16 protein-coding genes are annotated in these 21180 nt (G+C 48.2%); 15 read left to right on the plus strand and 1 reads right to left on the minus strand.

Annotated elements, in window-relative coordinates; translation table 11 throughout:
- The 8 genes from ACFQ3W_RS22420 to ACFQ3W_RS22455 all read left to right on the plus strand — a co-directional run.
- On the plus strand, positions 1-1903 hold a 1903-nt coding region (locus ACFQ3W_RS22420; protein ID WP_379321466.1), incomplete at its 5' end, for a dynamin family protein.
- 200 nt (positions 1904-2103) lie between these two features.
- Complete coding sequence (locus ACFQ3W_RS22425; RefSeq protein WP_379321467.1) at positions 2104-3873, plus strand: ABC transporter ATP-binding protein; 1770 nt, start codon at positions 2104-2106, stop codon at positions 3871-3873.
- Positions 3870-5726, plus strand: coding sequence for an ABC transporter ATP-binding protein (locus tag ACFQ3W_RS22430; protein WP_379321468.1), 1857 nt, complete (start codon positions 3870-3872; stop codon positions 5724-5726). The genes ACFQ3W_RS22425 and ACFQ3W_RS22430 overlap by 4 nt, the downstream gene beginning before the upstream one ends.
- A gap of 380 nt (positions 5727-6106) precedes the next feature.
- Entirely contained in the window at positions 6107-6697 is a 591-nt protein-coding gene (locus ACFQ3W_RS22435) for an RNA polymerase sigma factor (RefSeq protein WP_379321469.1), read from the plus strand.
- The gene (locus ACFQ3W_RS22440; protein WP_379321470.1) at positions 6663-7835 is read left to right on the plus strand and encodes a DUF4179 domain-containing protein; all 1173 of its coding nucleotides are present in this window, start codon (positions 6663-6665) and stop codon (positions 7833-7835) included. Before ACFQ3W_RS22435 ends, ACFQ3W_RS22440 begins: the two co-directional genes overlap by 35 nt.
- A gap of 35 nt (positions 7836-7870) precedes the next feature.
- Positions 7871-8842: a DUF5643 domain-containing protein gene (locus tag ACFQ3W_RS22445; protein WP_379321471.1), complete on the plus strand. Its 972-nt coding sequence runs from the start codon at positions 7871-7873 to the stop codon at positions 8840-8842.
- A gap of 198 nt (positions 8843-9040) precedes the next feature.
- Positions 9041-10222 (plus strand): formate-dependent phosphoribosylglycinamide formyltransferase, encoded by a 1182-nt coding sequence (gene purT, locus ACFQ3W_RS22450; RefSeq protein ID WP_379321472.1) that lies wholly within the window; start codon positions 9041-9043, stop codon positions 10220-10222.
- A complete protein-coding gene (locus ACFQ3W_RS22455; protein WP_379321473.1) occupies positions 10219-10680 on the plus strand; it encodes a GNAT family N-acetyltransferase in 462 nt (153 codons plus the stop codon). Before purT ends, ACFQ3W_RS22455 begins: the two co-directional genes overlap by 4 nt.
- An 88-nt stretch (positions 10681-10768) precedes the next feature.
- Here ACFQ3W_RS22455 and ACFQ3W_RS22460 read toward each other — a convergent pair whose 3' ends face one another.
- Entirely contained in the window at positions 10769-11371 is a 603-nt protein-coding gene (locus tag ACFQ3W_RS22460; protein WP_379321474.1) for a hypothetical protein, read from the minus strand.
- Positions 11372-11589: 218 nt separating this feature from the next.
- Here ACFQ3W_RS22460 and ACFQ3W_RS22465 point away from each other — a divergent pair, with 218 nt between their 5' ends.
- The 7 genes from ACFQ3W_RS22465 (at position 11590) to mglC (ending at position 21079) form a co-directional block, all read left to right on the plus strand.
- On the plus strand, positions 11590-13257 hold the full coding sequence (locus ACFQ3W_RS22465) for a response regulator (protein WP_379321475.1): 1668 nt from the start codon (positions 11590-11592) through the stop codon (positions 13255-13257).
- Positions 13254-15044: a sensor histidine kinase gene (locus ACFQ3W_RS22470; protein WP_379321476.1), complete on the plus strand. Its 1791-nt coding sequence runs from the start codon at positions 13254-13256 to the stop codon at positions 15042-15044. Before ACFQ3W_RS22465 ends, ACFQ3W_RS22470 begins: the two co-directional genes overlap by 4 nt.
- Positions 15044-16024: a substrate-binding domain-containing protein gene (locus tag ACFQ3W_RS22475; RefSeq protein WP_379321477.1), complete on the plus strand. Its 981-nt coding sequence runs from the start codon at positions 15044-15046 to the stop codon at positions 16022-16024. The genes ACFQ3W_RS22470 and ACFQ3W_RS22475 overlap by 1 nt, the downstream gene beginning before the upstream one ends.
- A gap of 271 nt (positions 16025-16295) precedes the next feature.
- Positions 16296-17117 carry an MBL fold metallo-hydrolase gene (locus ACFQ3W_RS22480; protein ID WP_379321478.1) on the plus strand — a complete coding sequence of 274 codons (822 nt, stop codon included), beginning with the start codon at positions 16296-16298 and terminating at the stop codon, positions 17115-17117.
- A gap of 224 nt (positions 17118-17341) precedes the next feature.
- Positions 17342-18376 (plus strand): galactose ABC transporter substrate-binding protein, encoded by a 1035-nt coding sequence (locus ACFQ3W_RS22485; RefSeq protein WP_379321479.1) that lies wholly within the window; start codon positions 17342-17344, stop codon positions 18374-18376.
- A 159-nt stretch (positions 18377-18535) separates the two neighbouring features.
- Positions 18536-20047: a sugar ABC transporter ATP-binding protein gene (locus tag ACFQ3W_RS22490; RefSeq protein ID WP_379321480.1), complete on the plus strand. Its 1512-nt coding sequence runs from the start codon at positions 18536-18538 to the stop codon at positions 20045-20047.
- A 24-nt stretch (positions 20048-20071) separates the two neighbouring features.
- The gene (gene mglC, locus ACFQ3W_RS22495; protein WP_379321481.1) at positions 20072-21079 is read left to right on the plus strand and encodes a galactose/methyl galactoside ABC transporter permease MglC; all 1008 of its coding nucleotides are present in this window, start codon (positions 20072-20074) and stop codon (positions 21077-21079) included.
- The last annotated feature ends 101 nt before the right edge of the window (positions 21080-21180 follow it).

The following is a 21180-nucleotide window of genomic DNA, read 5'->3' on the forward strand; positions in this document are numbered from 1 at the left end:
CCCGGCCCGCGGGCGGGCGCTGCAGGCGGCAGCCTGCCTTGAGGCGGCTGCGCAGCTGCTGGCTCCCCACCCGGCCTTCGGGACCGGGGTGAGGGAGCTGGGCCGCCGGGCCGCCGAGCTGCGCCGCGGCGTCTTTACGGTGGCGCTGTTCGGGGCGTTCAGCGCCGGCAAATCCTCCTTCGCCAACGCCTTGCTCGGCGAAGCGGTACTGCCGGTGTCACCGCATCCCACCACTGCCTCCATTATTCGCATCATGTCTCCTGGAGACGGACAACGCCATTTCACGGCTAACATTAAGTTCAAGTCCGCTGAAGCGATGCAAGAGGATCTGGTCTATTCATTAGGTGCGCTAGGTCTTGAGAACGTAGATAGCAAAGAATGGAAGAGTGCTGTTTTGCGCCTTAATCCTGGTGAGATCCCTGCCGCAGGAAGAGCTCATTTCAGTTTTTTAAAGGCCGCTGCAGCCGGCTGGGAGCAGGTTTCTCCTCAGCTCGGAAGCAGCCTTATAGTCGACTATGCCGAATTCGAGCGTTATGCAGCCGAGGAAACGAGGGCCTGCTTTGTTGCGGAAATCGATTTTTATTACAGCAGTCCGCTCACGGAGCAAGGGATAGTTCTTGTAGACACGCCGGGAGCCGACTCGATTCACGCCCGTCATACAGGAGTCACCTTTCAATATATGAAAAACTCGGATGCGCTGTTGTTCGTCACTTATTATAATCATGCTTTCTCGCGGGCCGACAAACAGTTTCTTACTCAGCTAGGCAGGATCAAAGGCAGCTTTGCCCTTGATAAAATGTTCTTTATCGTTAACGCGGCGGATCTTGCCGCCTCTGAGGATGAGCTTGCCGCCGTAGTGGAGCATGTTAGAGACGGGCTTCGTACTACCGGTATTCAGCAGCCCAATGTACATGCCGTCTCTAGCCGACGAGCGCTGGCTGAAGGGAATACCGATGAATCGGGAGAACCGGGGTTTGAAGGCTTCTCAGCTGATTTCAGTGAGTTTCTGGAGCAGGGGCTGGGAAGTTTGGCTGCGGCTGGCGCTTCGGCGGAGCTGAGGCAAGTGACCGATCGACTTTCGAAATGGACAGATACCGCAGAAGATGCAGCCAAACATGCGGGAGCGAAGCTGGAGTCCTTGCAGCACGAGCGAGCTGCTTTTGAAGCTGCCGTTTCCGAATTTAGAGCGGTAGACATTCGAAGAGCTTGGAGTCAGGAGAACGAGGAACTGCTCTTTCATGTTGTGCAAAGATTAAGACTGCATGCTCTTGATTTATTTGTAGAATTTTTTCACCCTTCCTTGCTTCAGGAAGGATCCGGATCGCTAAAACGAAATTTTGCCATCGCGCTGCGCGGCTGGTTGGATCAGATTTCGGGAGAGCTCGAACGAGAACTTCTCGCGACCTCACTACGGCTTGAACGGAAGGCGGAAGCCCTGCTGCTGAAAGAGGCGGAAATCTGGTGCCGTAAGCATGAAGCTCAGCTTGATATGCCGCTTGTAGTTCCTAATTTTGAAGGGGAATGGAACGCTCCGGCGATTCCAGAGGGATTACTGGATAGCAGTCTTTTTGCGCCTGAGGCGTATTGGCCTTATTTTAAAAATCCCAAAACCTTTTTTGAAGGGGAGGGTAGAAACCTACTGCGGTCCAAACTGGAAGGTCCTCTCCTTGCACACATCAAAGAAGTCGTTCAGCAAATGGAGGGGGTTCTTGAAAGTCATTATGAATCTGAGATCGGGCAGCGGAAAGAGAAAATGGCCGGGTATTTCAGCAGTTTATGGCAGGAGTGGGAAGACAGCATTCGGCATTCGGAGGTATCTGAGCAGGACTTAACCTATTGGAAAGGCGTCACCATGCAAATAGGCAGTTATATTGAGGAAATGGAAGCATTTTATGATAGATAGCACGTATTTTGTGAAACAAAAGGCGATATTTACCAAAACACGAGGAATTCAAGGTTTTCTCCCCTTTGCCGCTTTAAAATCAGGATGATAAACTTCTTTAAACTAAGAACTTAAATTTTGATGGAAGCGACGTTCGAAGTAAGCTTTTTTGTGAAGAGTTCAAAGAAGTTTTGCTACACAAAACTTTTAGGAGGAGAGACATGGAAGTTCTCAGGCAACTGCGGGGATTTTACCAAGCGAAGCTGAATTTTTTGGTGCTGTCGATTGTTTGTTTGGCAGCGGCGACCGGACTGGGCCTCGTTTATCCTATGCTGCTGCGTAGGCTGATTGACGATGTGATTCGGCAGGGGAAGTATGGAGAGGTGTTGTGGATTGCCATAACGGCGGTGTCCGTAGTAGCGGTAAAGGCGTTACTGCAGTTTTTGCACGGATTTTTCGGAGGGCGGCTTGGCAACTACCTCGCCTACCGGCTGCGCAATGCCTGTTACGAGAAGCTGCAATTTCTATCCTTTCGTTATTATGATACGGCGAAGACCGGGGACTTGATGTCCAGGTTAACGGGAGATTTGGAGGCGATCCGAAATTTTGTCGGTTTTGGGTTCGCTCAACTGCTAAACCTTGTTTTGATGGTCACTTTCGGCGGGCTCGTTATGTTTTCAATTCATTGGCAATTGACCCTGATCACCTTGATCACGATTCCTTTTCTGGCCGCAGTTGCTTTGAAATTTGAGGCGCGGATTCATCCGGCTTTTCAGGAGATGCGCAAAGCTCTTAGCTCGCTCACCACGGCGGTGCAGGAAAATGTAACCGGTGTCCGCACCGTCAAGTCATTCGCTCGCGAGCCCTATGAGGTCGAGAAATTTTCACACCGCAATGAACAGTATAAGGATAACCAGATTTTTGCCGCAACGCTGTGGAGCAAGTTTTTCCCGGTCATGGAGCTCCTGGCTTCCATCAGCGTTGCGGTTTTGCTGTCTGTTGGCGGAACGCTCGTGATTCGCGGCCAACTGACGCTTGGTGAACTGGTTGCCTTTTTCAGCTTGATCTGGTTTATCATCGGGCCGATGTGGGGGTTAGGCTTTCATATTAACAACTATACGCAGTCAAAGGCTTCCGGGGAACGGGTGCTGGAAATTTTAAATCAGCCGATCGACGTCCAAGACAGCGAGCATGCCGTAGAACTTGTTCATGATGAGGTACAGGGTGACGTACAATTTGATCATGTTACCTTTTCCTATGGTAATAAAATGCCGGCTGTTGTGGATATTGATTTCAAAGCACCCCCCGGTACAGTCATCGGCTTCCTTGGTGGGACCGGCTCGGGCAAGTCCACCATTATTCAACTGTTGATGCGTGCCTATAATGTAAATCACGGGTATATCCGGCTGGATGGAAGGGACATCAGGGAGATCAGTGTTCACAGCCTGCGCAGTCAAATCGCCACCGTGTTTCAGGAAACGTTCCTGTTCTCCTCCAGTATTCGCAACAATATCGCTTATGGGATGACCAACGTATCCATGGAAGAAATTGTTCGAGCTGCTCAATTAGCCAAAGCGCATGACTTCATTATGGAGCTGCCGGACGGTTATGACACGGTTGTTGGCGAACGAGGGATGGGGTTATCAGGGGGGCAAAAGCAGCGGATTGCCATTGCCCGTGCACTTCTGAAAAATCCCAAAATTCTCATTTTGGACGATGCGACCAGTGCTGTGGACATGGAAACTGAGCAGGAGATTCAGTCTGGCTTTCAAGAGGTTATGCGGGGGCGCACAACGTTTATTATCGCTCATCGTATTTCTTCACTTCGGCATGCCGATGAAATTCTTGTTCTGAATGAAGGACGGGTTGTGCAGCGCGGCAAACACGAGGATTTAATCGAGGTTCCCGGCCCATATCAGGATGTGTATCGGATTCAATATGCGGATCATTTGGCCAGATCGGCTCACCGCGAAGGAGGGGCTGAGGCATGAAGACCGAAGCACTGCCAGTTAATAATCCGGTTAAAACAAAAGACTTCAAAGGAACGAAAATCGAGGATAGATTTGTCTACCAGGACGATGAAATCATCGATAAAGCATTTGACTGGAAGCAGTTCCGCCGCCTGTTCACCTACATGAAACCATATGCCAAGCAGCTGTTGCCTTTGGTAGGGTTGATGACGATTCTCGGTACCGTAACCAAGCTCACGGTGCCGTACCTTACGAGTTTAGCGATCGATAAGGCGATTGCTCCGGCGGATGGGAATACAAGCTTGACGCTGCTATACAGCTTGACGGCGGCTGTAGTTATTTTGTATTTGGTTCAGTGGGCTGCAAGCGTCTATCGGATCAAGTATACCAACATCATTGGGCAAAAAGTTATCTATGATCTGCGTTCCGACTTGTTTAAACATATACAGAAGCTATCCTTTAACTTCTTCGATAAACGCCCGGCTGGTTCAGTCTTAGTACGGGTGACCAATGACGTTAATTCGCTGCAGGAGCTATTCACGAATGGCGTTGTCAACCTGATGATCGACTGCGTGCAGCTCTTAGGGATTGTTGTTATTTTGCTGCTGATTAACTGGAAGCTTGGCCTGGCCGTCATGGTGACGGTGCCTATCATGTTCATTATTTCGACGAAGCTGAGGCAGCGGATTCGGATCGCCTGGCAGGATGTTCGGATGAAAAATTCACGCATCAATTCTCATCTGAATGAATCGATTCAAGGGATTCGTGTTACTCAGGCGTACACGCAAGAACAGCAAAATATGCGCTACTTCGATTCCATGAATTTGACGAGTAAAAAGTCATGGGATAAGGCGTCGGCTATGAACCAGGCTTTTGGTCCAATGATTGAAATAACCGGCGGGATTGGAACCTTTATTTTATTTGTTATGGGCGTATATTTAATTCAAAGCGGTGAACTGACCATCGGGTTGCTGGTGGCCTTCAGCAATTACGTAGGCAATTTCTGGGACCCGATTAACCGCTTGGGTCAAATGTACAATCAGCTGCTTGTGGCAATGGCGTCATCCGAGCGTATCTTTGAATTTATCGACGAAGAGCCGCGTATTGCCGACAAACCTGGGGCTAAGCCGCTTCCGGCGATCACCGGGAATATACAATTCAAGAACGTCGTGTTCGAGTATGAAAAAGGTCGCCCGGCGCTAAAAGGAATTGATCTTGACGTTCGTCAAGGGCAATCGATCGCGCTTGTAGGTCATACGGGGTCTGGTAAAAGCACGATTATTAATTTGCTTAGCCGATTCTACGATACGACGGGCGGGTCGGTTCTCATTGATGGTTACGACATTCGCGACATTACCGTAAGAAGTTTGCGCAGCCAGATCGGTATCGTGCTTCAGGACACGTTCATATTTTCGGGGACGATTCGTGAGAATATCCGTTTTGGACGCTTGGAGGCAACCAACCAAGAAATCGAGGAAGCCGCCAAAGCCGTCAATGCGCACGATTTCATTACGAAGCTTCCAAACGGTTATGACACGCAGGTCGAGGAGCGGGGGAATGTGCTGTCGATGGGGCAGCGGCAGCTGCTTTCTTTTGCCAGGGCTTTATTAGCTAATCCGCGTATTTTGATCTTGGATGAAGCGACGGCAAGTATTGATACAGAGACGGAGCTGAAAATCCAGGAGGCTCTCAAGGTGCTGCTAAAAGGGAGAACATCTTTTATCGTTGCTCACCGGCTGTCAACGATCCGCAGCGCTGACAATATCGTTGTACTGGATCATGGGGAAATTAAAGAATCGGGAACCCACCAGGAGCTAATGAACCGGAAAGGGATTTATTGTGGCCTGGTTGAGGCCCAGTTCCGTTATTTGTAGCATTTCGTTCATTCTTATCAGGCATAAGTTCGGCATCTGTCCCCGCAAAATACAGCGGAGCCCTTCGGCCACGACGGGCTCCAGCGTCGTCAACGGGTTTTGCCGTTGATGGCGATGCAGGAGTAGAAAGGTACCTTAGGCCCAGCCCGGTCCAACAGCGGCTGCGGCTTTTTTTTTGAGAAACCGGACAAGAAGCAAACAGATACATACATCATTTCTGCAGTTTTTAGCCATTTTTCACTTTAAATATCCCCTTCAATGAAGTTAGAAATTTCTACTCCTTCTATATAGGCGTAACAGACAAGCCCCCCTTGCAAATTCATGTCACGAAATGGTCGCTTGAGGTTGTTATATAGGTAAACAGACAAGGAGGTGATTTTTTGCAGCCAAACCTCGGGGAAGCGGAAGAGAAAAAGGCGCAGATCGAAGCGGCAATCGAGAGGGTCCAGTCGGGAGACAAGGACGCCTACAGCCTAATCATTCGGCAATTTGAACGGCAGCTTTATACGTACTGTTACTACATTTTGAAAAATCATGCGGAAACAGAAGATGCGGTTCAGGAGATATTTATTCGCGCTTACATCAATCTTCACAAATACAGCAAGCAAGTCTCATTTTCGGCATGGCTTTACAAGGTCGCTTATCATCATTTAATCAATATGAAGAAGAAGCAGGGCCGATGGATGAAGCTGGTCGGTAAGTACATGGAGGAGCAGCCGGTTCAACAGATTGCGCCGCATAAAACGATGATTGAAGAGTTGTTAACGTATTTGACGGCCGAAGAGCGACACATTCTATTGTTAAAATCCGTGGAGCAGTACAGTTTCGAAGAAATTGGCGAGGTTATGGGAGTGAAGCCAGCCACCCTGCGCAAGAAATATGAACGGTTACGCCGGAAACTGGTGGACCGAGTTCTTGAAAAAGGAGAGTTAACTCATGGGAAAATTGTCGGATCGAGTGGAGTCCGCTGAAATGGAAGCGATAGAGCGAATGATTCGTCAGTCCTCAATGCCAAAGACAAGTTTGAACGATAATATTATGAATCGAATTGGAGGATTGGAAATGTCCAGAACGGTAAAGTTTGCTAAACACAAGTCGAATGTCATGAAACGTGTAGCATTGACCACTGCCGCCACCGCAATCCTCGGAGGAGGGATCGTTGGATCGGGATTCGTGTCTCCGGTTATGGCGGATGCTTTGAAACAGATACCGATGTTCAGCACACTTTTTGAGGGCACCAGCAAAGCGGCGGTGAAGACCGCTATCGATCAAGGTTTGGTCAAAGATCCCAACCTGAGCGTAACGCATGATGGCATAACATTGAAACTCAGCGATTTGTTGTATGACGGAACGAGATTGTCATTTATTTTAGACCGGGAAGGCGTGGACCTGCCGAATACGATCGTTCCTTTCAACCTCCAGGAAAAGCCTGAAGACCAAATACCTAAAGGCTACATTAAAGGGCCAAGACCGTCGATACTTGTGAACGGAAAGGAAATCGAATTCGGGAAAGGCGGGGCCTTGCCGTCCGTATTTGGCGATTTTGGCAAGCGGCAGAATGCCTACATTGCCGAAATACCGAAAGGTGAAGCGAATTGGGGAAATGAGTTTGAGTTGACGATTCGGGCCGAAGTGACCGGGGTTCACGATGTGTTTGAATTCAAGGTACCGGTGAAAACAGAGGACAATACTGTTCTACTCAAGCCTAACGCTACCAAGACCTATGAGGATTTCAGCTATACGGTAAAAGAGCTGGCTATTACGCCTGTCACAACCCGGCTTGTTATTGACAGTACCGGCAAGGTACCGCGTATTCCTGAACAGTCCGGCGATTATATTGCAAGTATGATGTATTACGACATCGTCGATGACCAGGGGAACCTGCTGGATCAGCGCCGGACAGGGTTGTTCTACCGCGAGCCCGATACCAAGTATCACATTGATGAACTCTACTCGCCATTTAAGGTTACACCGAAATCGATCACAATCAAGCCGTACACCTTGACGGTTAATACAAAGACTTGGAAGGCCATCGGGGAGGACCAAGGCAGACTTGGAACCAAAACCTACATCAAGGATATGGAAATGACAATTCCTGTGGAAAAATAAGTGAAAAAAATTAATAAGCACGAATGGAGTAAACGATGAACAAAATAAAAAAAGATATATCCTCTATCGCCCAACTGTTAAAAAAATCCGCACTGACCTTAACCGCGGCAGCCGTACTGGGGGGTGTGATCCCCGGTGCCGGAACACTTCCCGTGGCCAAGGCTGCGGCCTTGAATGACGGCGCAGCAGGGAACGCCGCCGTGACCCATCTCAGCGTAACGCACGATGGTGTGACGCTCCGGGTATCCAATTTGATTTACGACAGAACCCGGCTATTCTTTGTCATCGAGCGTCAGGGCACCAATTTTCCGGATGATGAATCGGTTGTTATTACCGAAGGAATGGAGAAAAATAAAAAGGGAAAAGGGTATATTAAAAAACCCACCCTCTCGATCGACGGTCAGGAGTTAAACGGTTGGGGCAGCTTTGGCGACTATCCGAAAATAAAAAACTCATGTTTTTATGAACTCGGGAAAAAAGCGGAGTGGCCAGACCAGTTTGAACTGACGCTTCGTACTGAGGTGACTGGGGTTGATGATGCCTTTGAATTCAAAATTCCGGTGAAAATCGACAATAAATCGATTCTGGTCAAGCCGAACGCCGTGAAAAAGCACAAACAGTTCAGCTACACCGTCAAGGAACTGTACATGTCGTCTTCCACAACCCGATTGGTTATTGATAGCACCGGCAAGGTGCCGGCGACTTCAAAACAGACCGGCAAATATATCGCCAGTATGATGTATTACGATATCGTGGACGATCAGGGGCACCTTCTACAGCAACAGAATTTGCCCTACTTCAACAGTCAGCCAAAGGTCAATTACCACATTGACGAGTTGTACAGCCCTGTAAAAGGAACACCGAAGAAAATCACGATTAAGCCTTTTACGCTGACAGTTAACAAAAAAAAATGGAGCGTCGTAGGTCAGACGGAGAGAAGTGTGGGCACAAAAACATACTGGAGAGAATTGGAAGTCACTATCCCATTGGATAAAATCAAAAAGTAGGTGGCAGGCTGTCTTTTGAACCTTTTGGTCCGGGGCAGCCTTCTTCGCGTTTGTCTTGGACAAACGTGAAAATGTTGCAAAATTCGATCATTTCTCTAAAACTTAGCTAAATTTTAAAAGGCCTCTTGCAATATTGCCCGTAAAACCTGAAAATAGAAGAGGATTGTTAACTCTGTGTTAAGGGGGATTTCTGTCGTTATGTGGGGTGCTCCTTCATCTCAACGCCCTAAAAGTATCATGCTGCTCGGAAGTGGAGAGCTTGGTAAAGAAGTCGTCATTGAAGCCCAGCGTCTAGGTGTACGAACGATTGCCGTCGATCGGTATGAACACGCTCCCGCGATGGGAGTAGCACATGAGGCGTATGTGATCGACATGCTCGATGAAACCGCCCTTAAGTCGCTTATCACTCAGATTCAGCCAGATCTGATCGTGCCTGAAGTCGAGGCGATTGCAACTAAAGCATTGGTGGAACTAGAGGAAGAAGGCTATAAGGTAATCCCGACCGCCACGGCAACCCGGCTGACAATGGATCGGGAAGGTATTCGTAGATTAGCCGCCGAACAGCTTGGGCTTCCTACAGCGGCTTATCGGTTTGCGAATAGTTTGGAAGAGCTGGAGAAGGCTGTAGCGGAAATTGGACTTCCTTGCGTTATTAAACCGCTGATGAGTTCCTCCGGTAAAGGGCAAAGCGTATGCCGCAGCGAGGAAGATGTTGCGAAATGCTGGCAGCTCGCTATGGAAGGTGGACGCGCGAAAAATACAAGAGTCATTATCGAATCGTTCGTCCCGTTTACGAGCGAAATTACGATGCTGACCGTTCGTTCCGTCTCCGGAACTGTATTTTGTCCGCCGGTGGGTCATATTCAACGAGATGGCGATTATGTGGAATCATGGCAGCCTCATTTTTTAAACGAGAGTCAGCTGCGTGAAGCACAGGATATTGCCAAAGTGATAACTGATGCCCTTGGCGGCTACGGTTTGTTTGGGGTGGAGTTGTTCGTAACAAAGGATGGAATTGTATTCAGCGAAGTATCTCCAAGACCGCATGATACAGGCATGGTGACCATGGTAACTCAGGATTTGTCGGAATTCGCATTGCACGTTCGCGCTATTTTAGGTTTACCGATTACTTCCGTCGAATTATTGACTCCTGGAGCGTCAGCAACGTTAAAGGCGGACCGTGAAGGTGAGGATTTTCAAATCGCCGGAATCGATGAGGCGTTAACTGTACCGAGAACCCAGGTTCGGGTATTTGGCAAACCGCTATGTAAGCCGGGTAGACGGATGGCCGTCGCCCTAAGCAGCGCAGAAGATGTGGAAACGGCTCGCAGCCGCGCCAAAGAAGCGGCAAATCTATTAAAGGTGGTATGGTCCAAGTGAGTATTCAGGTGTGCGCTCCGGCTTTGGTCATTCGAAATGGTTGTTGTAATGATGTCCATCATATGTTGCCGTTAATGCGCCAGCTTCGTTACCCGACAACACCAAGCGTGTTGAAGGAGCGTCTTTCTATGGTAGAAGGTCATCCGTTTCTCAGCAGCTTGGTTGCTGAGTTGGATGGAGTCGTCGTAGGTACGATGTTTTTGAAGCAGTATCAGACGCATGATATGAAAAAACCGGTAACTCGGGTTACTGCTTTAATTGTGGACGAGAAGTACCGGGGCATCGGCATTGGAAAACGATTGGTGCTGGAGGCGGAAGCATGGGGCCGCGAAAGAGGAAGCTCCGATTTGGTCCTGTCGACGGCTCGCGATAGTAATTTCACAGCCAAAACGTTCTATGAGCATATGGGCTTTATCAGCTCCGGCTATCGAATGAGCAAAAGCTTGATTCAAGGTTAACGCGCAGATCTCTGTTGGCTTACTACACATAAAATTGAACGGCTTCACCATTGGTGAAGCCGTTTTTGTGCCTTTTTTGCAATTACTGTTAATTTGCGGCATACATGGGCTGCTGCTCCAAGGATGCCTCTAAAGATGCAGCTATTCTGAGGTTATCACAGTATGTTTCCCGATAGGTTTCCAGATCTCCACGAAATACTAGATTTAGAAAAGAACAGGTGGATAGGTCTGAAGGAGTAGTGAGCGCTGCAGATTTATCGATCAGCTTTATACCGGCCTCCTGAAAGACTGCACTCACAAACTGAGAACAAAAATATGAATTCTCCCCACCAAGTTCCATGTTCAAGACTATACCCAAAATACCTATAAAATTGTAATTGTAGAGCTCTCCGTTTTTTTCGAACATTCTAACATAATCTCTCATTTTTTTGTATGTTTCCTGGCTGACCGAACAACTATAGACAGCGCATGTCGCTTTCTCAAACACGCCGCCGTGAATGTCTTCCTTCACAAATCCCCCATACAAGGGAATTAAAGGGTGCTTTCGACCAAAACTGTATATTTCGCGCAGTTCGGGGTCAAAAGCGATGGAAGCATGGTTGAATGGCGCTCTGGTGTATAATCCAATCATTTTTGCGACGATCGTACGTGGGTTGCTTAATAGAATATAGATTTGCTCTTTTTTTGTCATTTCTTTAACCACCATATGAATTGATGATAGTTCCATTTGATATTAACATGGTATGACGTTTCGGGGAATACGAAAACAGACTGAAGACGGAAATATAGCTGGACTAAGGTCTTGGTTTTTTCCTTTTTTTTGCATCATGGGTAGGCGATTTACTTTTTTTGGACAATAAGATAAAATCGGGGGGGGAAATCTAGGGGGAAGAAGAGGTTGGTCCATCGATGTATAAATTGATATTAGCCGATGACGAAGAAGACGTAAGAGAGGGTCTGCTCTGTCTGATCGATTGGGGTAGCCTTGGTTATCGCATAATGGAAACAGCAGAAAACGGAAGAGAAGCGGCTGAACTGGTGGAAAAGCACGTACCGGATGTGGTCGTTACCGATATACAAATGCCGTTTATGAACGGCTTGCAGCTTGCCGAGTGGATTCGCGAGAAATATCCGGCTACGAAAATCATCATTCTAACGGGATATGAAGAATTCGAATATGCGCAAAAAGCGATTCGACTCGGGATTGACGAGTATGTGTTAAAGCCTTTTTCCGCTGGAGAGCTCGCTGATATTCTGCGAAAGGTTAAGAATCAAATTGATGAGGAAATGGCCGCAAAAGAAAATATTCAGCTGTTGACCGAACATTATCGCAAAAATCTTCCGATATTGCAGAGTCTGTTTCTGTCCTCTTTGGTGTCGCGGCGCCTTCCGGAAGCGGAAATCTGCGAGAAGTGCGAGCATTACAATTTGGATCTTAGCGGGAGCGGGTATATAGTTTCCGTGATTCGCATCGATACGGCACCAGCACGTAGAGCTGTTTCACAGCAAGCATCGGAGGAGGACGATTCAAGTAGCCGCTCTCTGTCACTTAAGGATACGAACGACAAGCAGCTTCAGTTGTTCGCAGTTCTTAACATCGCTGATGAGATCGTGCAGCGGAATCCTTTTGACAAGGCGTTTATCCATCATGATGAGGTCGTGCTCCTTAGCATTAACCGAAATGGGGAGGAGAACATTGCGGACCGTACGCTTCATTTAGTTGAGGAGATCCGGTTCAGTGTGGAGCGTTTTCTCAAATTAACCGTGACAGTTGGAGCAGGCTCAGCTATCTGGCATCTTAGCGAAGCTGTAACTTCGTACGAAGATGCGCAGAAGGCTCTCGATTATCGTGTCATCCTCGGCGGGAACAAAGTGATTTGGATCGAGGATGTGGAGACGCGCCAATACGTACCGTTATCCATCGATGATGTGAGGGAGAAGGAGTTAATTCGGTGTCTTAAGGTTGGAAGCGATCAGGAGCTCGAAAATTTGCTTGAGGAGCTTTTCTCCTCGCTGGCTAGAAGCAGCGCATCGTATCAGGATTTTCAAGTGTATCTGCTTGAAATTTTAACCACTGTGATTAAGGTGGCGAAGGATATTCAAGTTGATCTGGATAAGTTGTTCGGAGACGGAACTGGCTTTCTGGGACAGTTCGCGAAATTTTCCCATGCCGATGAGGCGAAATCTTGGTTTTTGGAAGTGTGCTTAAAGCTGAAAAATTTTATCGCATCGGACCGGCAGTCGAGCTATAACAAGCTGGTCGATGAAGCGAAGGAATACATTATGGCGAATTACGGAGACAACGAGATCTCGATTACGAAAATCTGCCAGCATTTGCATATTAGCTCAGGGTATTTCAGCAATATTTTTAAAAAGGAAACGAAAATGACCTTTGTTAACTATTTGATGGGGGTACGAATGGACGCTGCTCAGGAGCTGCTGACTACGACGGATTTAAAAGCCTTTGAAATCGCCGAGCGAGTCGGGTTTGCCGATCCGAATTATTTCAGCTTTTGCTTCCGTAAAAAATTCGGCGTTTCTCCGAAGGAATACCGTAGCGGAGCGAGGAGTTCATGAGGTTCTGGCAGCTGATCAAACAGTATCTGAAGAGCTTTCATGTCCGGAACATTCAGGTGCTCATTTCGCTGTCCTCGATTGTTGTAACCGTGTTGGCGATCCTGCTGGTTAGCGCGATGTTGTTTAATCGGTTCTCCCGCGCCGCAGAAGAAAACGCCTACCTTAGCCTTGAGCAAATTATCGAGCAGGTCAATTCCAATCTTGAGCTTTATGTTGGCGGCATGCAGGACATTTTCGACCTGGTGGAGCAAAAAATAAACTCCGTTTCCGATCTCTCCACGGATAAGGTTTTGGAAAGTCAGCTCACTACTGTGTTAAACACGCGCGAGGACCTTGTGTCGATGGCGTTATTTACGGCGGACGGGAAGCTGGTACAAAACGTACCCGCTATCCCGATGCGCCAAAATACGAAACTGCAGGAGCAGCTATGGTTTGAAACGGCGATGAAGAACCCCGGCACGCTCCAATTTACGCCTCCCCACATCCAGAATTTGTTCAAATGGCAGTACCGCTGGGTCGTATCCATGAGCAAAACGATTCAGTATCGCGATAAATCTACATTAAAGCAGGGCGTGCTTGCCATAGACATCAATTTCCGCACGATCGATGAGCTAAGCCAGCGAGTAGGTCTCGGTAAAAAAGGGTACGTGTATATCATCGATTCCGTCGGCAATATCGTGTACCACCCACAACAGCAGTTGATCTATGCCGGGCTCAAATATGAAAATTTAGAGCCGGTATTGAACTACGCATATGGTCGCTACTTTGACGAATCAGACGGAGAAAAGCGTATCATTACGATACAAACGGTCAAACCAGCCGGATGGAAAATCGTTGGGGTTGCCTATGCTGATGAGTTTCTGACGACGAGAAGAGATGTCGGTACTTTTTTGGCGTGGTTCCTTCCAGTGGTCATTGTGATCATTCTGGCCATCAATATTTACGTATCTGCGCGGATTTCACAGCCGATCCGTAGACTGGAGCGTTCAGTTAAGATGGTCGAGCAGGGGGACTTCGGGACAAATGTGTACGTGAGTGGAGCTTATGAAGTCGAGCAATTATCCAAGCGGTTTAATTTGATGCTACGGCGTATTCGGGAATTAATGGATCAGATAATTCAGGAGCAGGAAGCGAAGCGAAAAAGTGAGCTGGATGTGCTGCAGTCGCAAATTAACCCTCATTTTCTCTACAATACGCTGAATTCGGTAACCCGTCTTGCCGAGCTCGGAAAAAATGAGGAAGTGGTTACGACGATTACATCGCTGTCTCGATTTTTCCGCATCAGTCTCAGCAAGGGGAACCATATCATAACAGTACAAGATGAGCTTGAGCATGTCCGGCACTATCTCATTATTCAAACGATCCGCTTTAAGCACAAATTCCGCTATGAGATTCAGGCCGATCCGGAAGCGCTGGAGTGCCTGACGCTGAAGCTCATTTTGCAGCCGTTGGTAGAAAACGCGATACATCATGGTATTGAGAAGTCAGCCGAGGCAGGTTTTATTGGTATTGAAGCAAGACTCGAGGGTGATAATCTCATTTTTCGCATTCAGGACAACGGTATTGGTATGACGAATGACAGGTTAGAGAAGCTGATGCAAGGAGCCATCCGCAGCGAAAGCGGATCGGGGGTTGGCGTCAAAAATGTCCAAGAGCGTATAGCATTGTATTACGGTGTGGGGTATGGGCTGCATTTTGACAGTGAACCGGAGGAAGGAACCACCGTAACGATCACCATTCCGGTCGTAAAACCGGACAGCCATTCGAATGATGGGGGGGCGGGATAATGAAGAATTGGCTTTATGGAGGTAGATTGCTTTCCCTAACATCATTGCTGGCCATTGCCTTATCTTCCTGTGTTCCTTCCGGCGACATAAAGAAGGATGAGCAGATGATCGCTATCGATATGATCGTCAAGATGAACCATGGCGACTATTGGGAAACGACAAAAATGGGAGCCGAGGTGGCGGCAAAAGAATTCAATGTGAAGCTGAGTTTCCTTGCTCCAGATAACGAAAACAGCTACAAGCAGCAAATCGCCCTCATGGAGGATTCGATCAAGCGAAAACCGGACGCGATTGTCTTAGCGGCAAGCGATTATGAGGCACTTGGACAAGTCACCGACCGGACGTCTTACTATAATATTCCTGTGATCTCCATGGACTCGGAAGTGGCCTCTACGAAGGTGAAGACCTTTGTCGGAACGAACAATTATGGGGCCGGTCAGATGGCCGCTGAACGATTGCTCAAGCTAACCGGTTCACAAAGCCAAATCGGGATCATTAATTTTGTCAAAGGGGCAAGGAATGCTGATCAGCGGGAGGAAGGTTTTCTTGACTATGTCGCTCGTTTTCCGGGTGTAAAAGTCGTTGACATCAAGTATTGCGGGTCGGATGAAACGCTCGCGTATCGCCAAACGGTAATGATGCTGCATCAATTTCCAGACCTTGACGGTATTGTATCCTTAAGCGCAGAATCGTCAATCGGTGCCGGCGAGGCGGTCGATGAGCTGGGATACGGTGGAAAGGTGAAAATGATTGCCTTTGACAATCCGCCGGAAATGCTTGAACTGCTCCAGGAGGAGAAGGTACAGGCTATGCTTGTACAGAACCCGTTCAACAACGGATATATGGCAGTTCAAGCAGCCGTAAAGGCGGCGCGAGGCGAACGACTGGATGATAAAATACCGACGGACACGAAGCTGATCGATCTCGACAACATGCTGTGGCCGGAAAATCAAAAGCTGTTGTTCCCGTTTGTAAAATGACAGGGTGGTTACGGTTTCGCCTGGGCATATTACTGTATAGGTTGAACTAAAGAAGGAGCGGAACACAGGCAAGAGGGGGAAATGATTCTGAAGAAGCGGAGCGTTCGCCTTTGTTCCCGGATTTCTACCTTACGTATAGTTAATCATAGAAATCCGGGAACAACAGCGATCGTAAGAACATTTCACCCGGCTGCCCCTATTCGTACAATCACTAGTTCAACGTATATAGTATCTAGCGATACAGAGCTTATGCACCTAGGAGGGACAGCTAATGAACGAAAGGAATTTGCTCAGTACAGGCACAATAGATACGATTCGCGTAACCGAAGACGTTTGGAGCGTCCGAACATTGATCGTTAACGCCGTTTTGATCGGAAACGTGGATGAAGGGGAATGGGTGCTGGTCGATACCGGGCTTGCCCCGTTTACCCGCGGGCTGGTGAAAGAAGCGGATGCCATATTTCACAGGCCGCCCAAATGCATCGTGTTGACGCATGGACATTTTGACCATGTGGGCGGAGTGGAAGCTTTGGCCGAGGAATGGGGCATACTTGCGTACGCCCATCCAGCCGAGCTTCCTTTTTTGACCGGGCAGCAGGATTATCCGGAAGGAGACCCGTCGGTTGGCGGCGGGCTGATGGCAGGGGTTGCTCCGCTGTATCCGCACCGAGCCATCGATCTCAAGGAGCGAGTTCATCCTTTACCTGAAAATGGGCATGTTCCGGGGCTGCCGGAGTGGCGCTGGATCGCAACACCGGGTCATAGTCCGGGTCATATTTCTTTATACCGTGAGCGGGATCGCTGCCTGATTGCCGGTGACGCCTTCATTGCCGTCAAACAAGAATCGGCGTTGGCGGTGGTAGCACAGACGAAGGAAGTACATGGACCACCGATGTATTTTACCCCGGACTGGGTGCTGGCCAAACAATCGGTAAGGAAGCTGGCGGAGTTATCGCCAGAGTTGGCCGTGACGGGACATGGTGTCCCGCTTGGTGGAGAAGAGCTGCGCTCTGGATTGAACCGTTTAGCTGAGCGTTTTGATGAGCTTGCGGTGCCAGAGCAAGGAAAATACGTCCCTGGCGGGGCCCGTTGAAGCCTGCCGATTTCAATAAACAGCAAATCCTTCGGATTTTTCCGAAAGATTTGCTGTTTTATGCTGTAGGACATTTTTCAAAACATTCAAATTAACATCATCAGAATTTTGATATAAACATCTTAGAATTTTAGATTCGCACCGAGGCCAAATCCAGGCATAATGAAAACGTATCCAAGAGGATAACACAGAGAAATGATAAATCAGTTCAGGAGGTCATAAAGATGAAAAAAATTACTTCGGTCGTGTTGGCTGCAGCATTGCTCGGCGCTACGGTAGTAGGATGCTCGAATGGAGGTTCGAAAGAAAGTGGTGGTGAAGGGGGTTCCACACCAAAGGTTGGCGTAGCGATCTATAAATTTGACGATACGTTCATGACAGGCGTCCGCAACTCTATCGAGAAAAACTCGAACGGAATCGCAAAAGTGGATATCGTGGATAGCCAAAACTCTCAACCTACGCAGAACGATAAAATTGACTTGTTCCTGACGAAGAAAACAAACGCCCTGATCGTTAACCCGGTTGACCGGACAGCGGCAGGCGTCATCATCGATAAAGCAAAGGTGAAAGAAACGCCGGTAGTGTTCGTTAACCGCGAGCCATTACCGGAAGATATGAAGAAATGGGACAAAGTTTACTATGTAGGCGCGAAAGCGGAAGAGTCCGGTACATTGTCCGGCCAAATTATCGTTGACTACTGGAAAGCCAATCCGAAAGCGGATAAAAACGGTGACGGCGTTCTGCAATATGTGATGCTGAAAGGCGAACCGGGACACCAAGATGCTGAGCTTCGTACCCAATACTCAATCCAAGCGATTGAAGACGCCGGAATCAAGGTTGAAAAGGTCGCTGAAGATACCGCAATGTGGGATCGCGTAAAAGGTCAGGAAAAAATGGCTGCCTTCCTTGCCGCACATGGTGACAAGATTGAAGCCGTCCTGGCTAACAACGACGACATGGCGCTTGGCGCGATCGAAGCTTTGAAAGCGGCAGGCTACTTTACAGGCGACAAATACATGCCGGTTGTAGGTGTTGACGCAACGGCTCCAGCAATCCAAGCTTTGGAGCAAGGCACAATGCTCGGTACGGTACTGAATGATGCCGAAAACCAAGGTAAAGCTGCGATCACACTGGCTTCCTTGCTGGCTAAAGGCACAGCAATCACCAAGGAAAGCGTTGGATTTGACATCACTGACAATCAATTTGTCTGGATTCCTTACCAAAAAGTAACGAAAGACAACGCAGCCGATTTCAAATAAGACACGGCTTGCTTAACACCAGGACTTCTCATCAGAGACAAATGGGAGGTTCGATGCCTAAAGGTACGAACCTCCTTTTTTTGAAATAGGGATAGGGATTCCGGAGGAAACGAAAGCTGTGCCTCTCAAATTAAAGAACAAACCAGGGGGGTAAATCGAATGACTCAAACGCAGTTTATGTTGGAGATGAAGGGCATCTCTAAAGAATTTCCCGGCGTTAAGGCGCTGGATGGCGTAACTCTGCAGGTCCGACCCGGCACGGTCCATGCACTGATGGGCGAGAACGGGGCAGGGAAATCTACACTCATGAAATGTCTGTTCGGTATCTATAAGCCGGATGGCGGCGAAATTTACTTAAACGGTCAAAAAGCGGAGATCAACAACTCCAGCGATGCGCTGAAACTGGGCGTTTCTATGATTCACCAGGAGCTGCATCCGGTGCCTTTCCGCAATGTGATGGAAAATATATGGCTCGGCCGGTTTCCGCTCGTAGGTGCGGGTCCCTTCAAATTCGTCGATCATAAGAAAATGTACCGGGATACGGAAGAGCTGTTTAAACAATTAGATATTGATTTGAAACCGGATACGATCGTCGGCAAGCTGTCTGTATCGAAAATTCAATCGATTGAGATCGCTAAAGCGGTATCGTTTAACTCGCAGATTATCGTCATGGACGAACCTACATCCTCTTTGACAAGCGTAGAGGTTGAGCATTTGTTCCGAATTATTAACGATCTCAAGAAGCGTGGCGTTTCGATCATTTACATTTCGCATAAAATGGAGGAAATTTTGCGTATCTCCGATGATGTAACGATTATGCGAGACGGTAAAAAAATCGGAACCTGGCCGGCAGCGGAAATGACGACCGATCTGATCATCTCCAAGATGGTTGGCCGCGATTTGACCCAACGTTTCCCGGACCGCTACAACGAACCGAACGGGGTCATTCTGAAGGTGGAGAACTTGACCTCCAGCAACCCGAAATCGTTTAAAGACGTCTCTTTTGAACTTCGCAAGGGTGAAATTCTTGGCGTAGGCGGACTTGTAGGGGCGCAGCGAACGGAATTGATCGAAGCCTTATTCGGCCTTCGTGAAATTAAGTCTGGCAGCATTTCGATTCACGGGAAAAAGGTAAACATCCGTAGTGCGGGAGAGGCGAAAAGGCACGGCTTGGCACTGCTGACGGAGGAGCGGCGTACGACAGGGATTTTCCCGGTGCTGTCCGTTCACGAAAACGCTGCCATTGCAAATCTTGACCGGTATGTATCCCCAATCGGATTGCTTGACGACCGCAAGAAAAAGGAAGAGGTCAATAAGATGGTGGAGAAGTTACGGACGAAGACTCCGTCTCCAAAAGCGCTAATTATGAACCTTTCCGGGGGGAACCAACAAAAGGTGCTGCTGGCCAGATGGCTGCTTACCGAACCGGAAATCCTGCTGCTTGACGAACCCACACGTGGTATCGACGTTGGGGCTAAATACGAGATTTACTCTATCATCGCGGAATTGGCTCAGCAAGGTAAAAGCATCATCATGATTTCATCTGAGATGCCTGAACTGCTTGGGATGTCCGACCGAGTTATGGTAATGTCCGAGGGTCATCTCACCGGAATCGTGGATGGAGAGCTGGCTACGGAAGAAGAAATTATGCGATTGGCTGCCCAGCATTAAGGCTAGAGGGAGAGGAGAAAAATCATGAATACAAAAAAACTACAAAACTTTATTACTGAAAACGCCATTTACATCGTTCTAGCGGTTCTCGTTATTGGTATAGCGATTTACGATCCAAGCTTTATCGGTCTTAACACACTCCGCGACATCTTAATTCAATCATCCACCCGAGTAATTATTGCGCTTGGTGTAGCATTTATTCTCATAACCGGCGGTACAGACTTGTCGGCGGGCCGTATGGTCGGTTTGACGGCGGTCATCTCAGCTTCCATGCTGCAGGTGGAAAACTATCCGCGGCGCTTTTTTCCGGATCTGCCGCATCTGCCACTGCTGGTTCCGATTCTAATTGCGATCATTGTAGGTCTTCTCTTCGGTCTCGTGAACGGTGTTATCGTTTCCAAGTTTAAAGTTCCGCCATTTATCGCTACACTCGGTACAATGGTTGCTATTTACGGGATTAACTCGCTGTACTTCGATATGGAACCGAACCAATCACAGCCAATCGGCGGTCTGCGTGACGACTTTACCACGCTTGGTTCCGGTAGTATCGGAAGCGGATCATACTCACTACCTTATATCGTAATCATTGCTATCATCGTTTGTGGTATCGTATGGGTAATGTTCAACAAAACGCGGCTTGGTAAAAACATGTACGCTATCGGCGGAAATGAACAAGCAGCAAAAGTATCCGGGATCAATGTTACTAAATATTTGATTATGATTTACTCGATCGCCGGGGCTCTCTACGGTTTGGCTGGTGTACTTGAAGCAGCCAGAACCGGTGGTGCTACCAATAACTATGGTAACATGTACGAGCTTGATGCCATTGCAGCCTGCGTCGTAGGTGGGGTTTCGACAACGGGGGGGATCGGTACAGTCCCTGGCGTCATGGCTGGTGTACTCATCTTTACGGTTATCAACTATGGTTTGACTTTCGTAGGGGTAGGACCCTACTGGCAGCAAATTATTAAAGGTGCAATTATCGTAGCCGCTGTAGCATTCGACATGCGCAAATATGCAAGCAAAAAATAATAGCACATTGTTTTCTTCCCAAAGGGCGGCTGAATAGCCGCCCTTTCCATTTTTTAGTTCAACATCAGTGCGGCATAATATGTTAAAATGTGACAAGAACC

The organism is Paenibacillus puldeungensis, assembly GCF_042678945.1.
Lineage (GTDB): Bacteria > Bacillota > Bacilli > Paenibacillales > Paenibacillaceae > Fontibacillus > Fontibacillus puldeungensis.

What these genes read in the sequence shown, in the direction of transcription:
- ACFQ3W_RS22445 (WP_379321471.1), top strand. Translation starts at nt 7,871, where the DNA reads ATGAACAAAATAAAAAAAGATATATCCTCTATCGCCCAACTGTTAAAA.
- ACFQ3W_RS22490 (WP_379321480.1), top strand. Translation starts at nt 18,536, where the DNA reads ATGACTCAAACGCAGTTTATGTTGGAGATGAAGGGCATCTCTAAAGAA.
- ACFQ3W_RS22460 (WP_379321474.1), bottom strand. Translation starts at nt 11,371, where the DNA reads ATGACAAAAAAAGAGCAAATCTATATTCTATTAAGCAACCCACGTACG.
- ACFQ3W_RS22430 (WP_379321468.1), top strand. Translation starts at nt 3,870, where the DNA reads ATGAAGACCGAAGCACTGCCAGTTAATAATCCGGTTAAAACAAAAGAC.
- ACFQ3W_RS22425 (WP_379321467.1), top strand. Translation starts at nt 2,104, where the DNA reads ATGGAAGTTCTCAGGCAACTGCGGGGATTTTACCAAGCGAAGCTGAAT.
- ACFQ3W_RS22485 (WP_379321479.1), top strand. Translation starts at nt 17,342, where the DNA reads ATGAAAAAAATTACTTCGGTCGTGTTGGCTGCAGCATTGCTCGGCGCT.
- ACFQ3W_RS22465 (WP_379321475.1), top strand. Translation starts at nt 11,590, where the DNA reads ATGTATAAATTGATATTAGCCGATGACGAAGAAGACGTAAGAGAGGGT.
- ACFQ3W_RS22470 (WP_379321476.1), top strand. Translation starts at nt 13,254, where the DNA reads ATGAGGTTCTGGCAGCTGATCAAACAGTATCTGAAGAGCTTTCATGTC.
- purT (WP_379321472.1), top strand. Translation starts at nt 9,041, where the DNA reads ATGTGGGGTGCTCCTTCATCTCAACGCCCTAAAAGTATCATGCTGCTC.
- ACFQ3W_RS22440 (WP_379321470.1), top strand. Translation starts at nt 6,663, where the DNA reads ATGGGAAAATTGTCGGATCGAGTGGAGTCCGCTGAAATGGAAGCGATA.
- mglC (WP_379321481.1), top strand. Translation starts at nt 20,072, where the DNA reads ATGAATACAAAAAAACTACAAAACTTTATTACTGAAAACGCCATTTAC.
- ACFQ3W_RS22475 (WP_379321477.1), top strand. Translation starts at nt 15,044, where the DNA reads ATGAAGAATTGGCTTTATGGAGGTAGATTGCTTTCCCTAACATCATTG.
- ACFQ3W_RS22480 (WP_379321478.1), top strand. Translation starts at nt 16,296, where the DNA reads ATGAACGAAAGGAATTTGCTCAGTACAGGCACAATAGATACGATTCGC.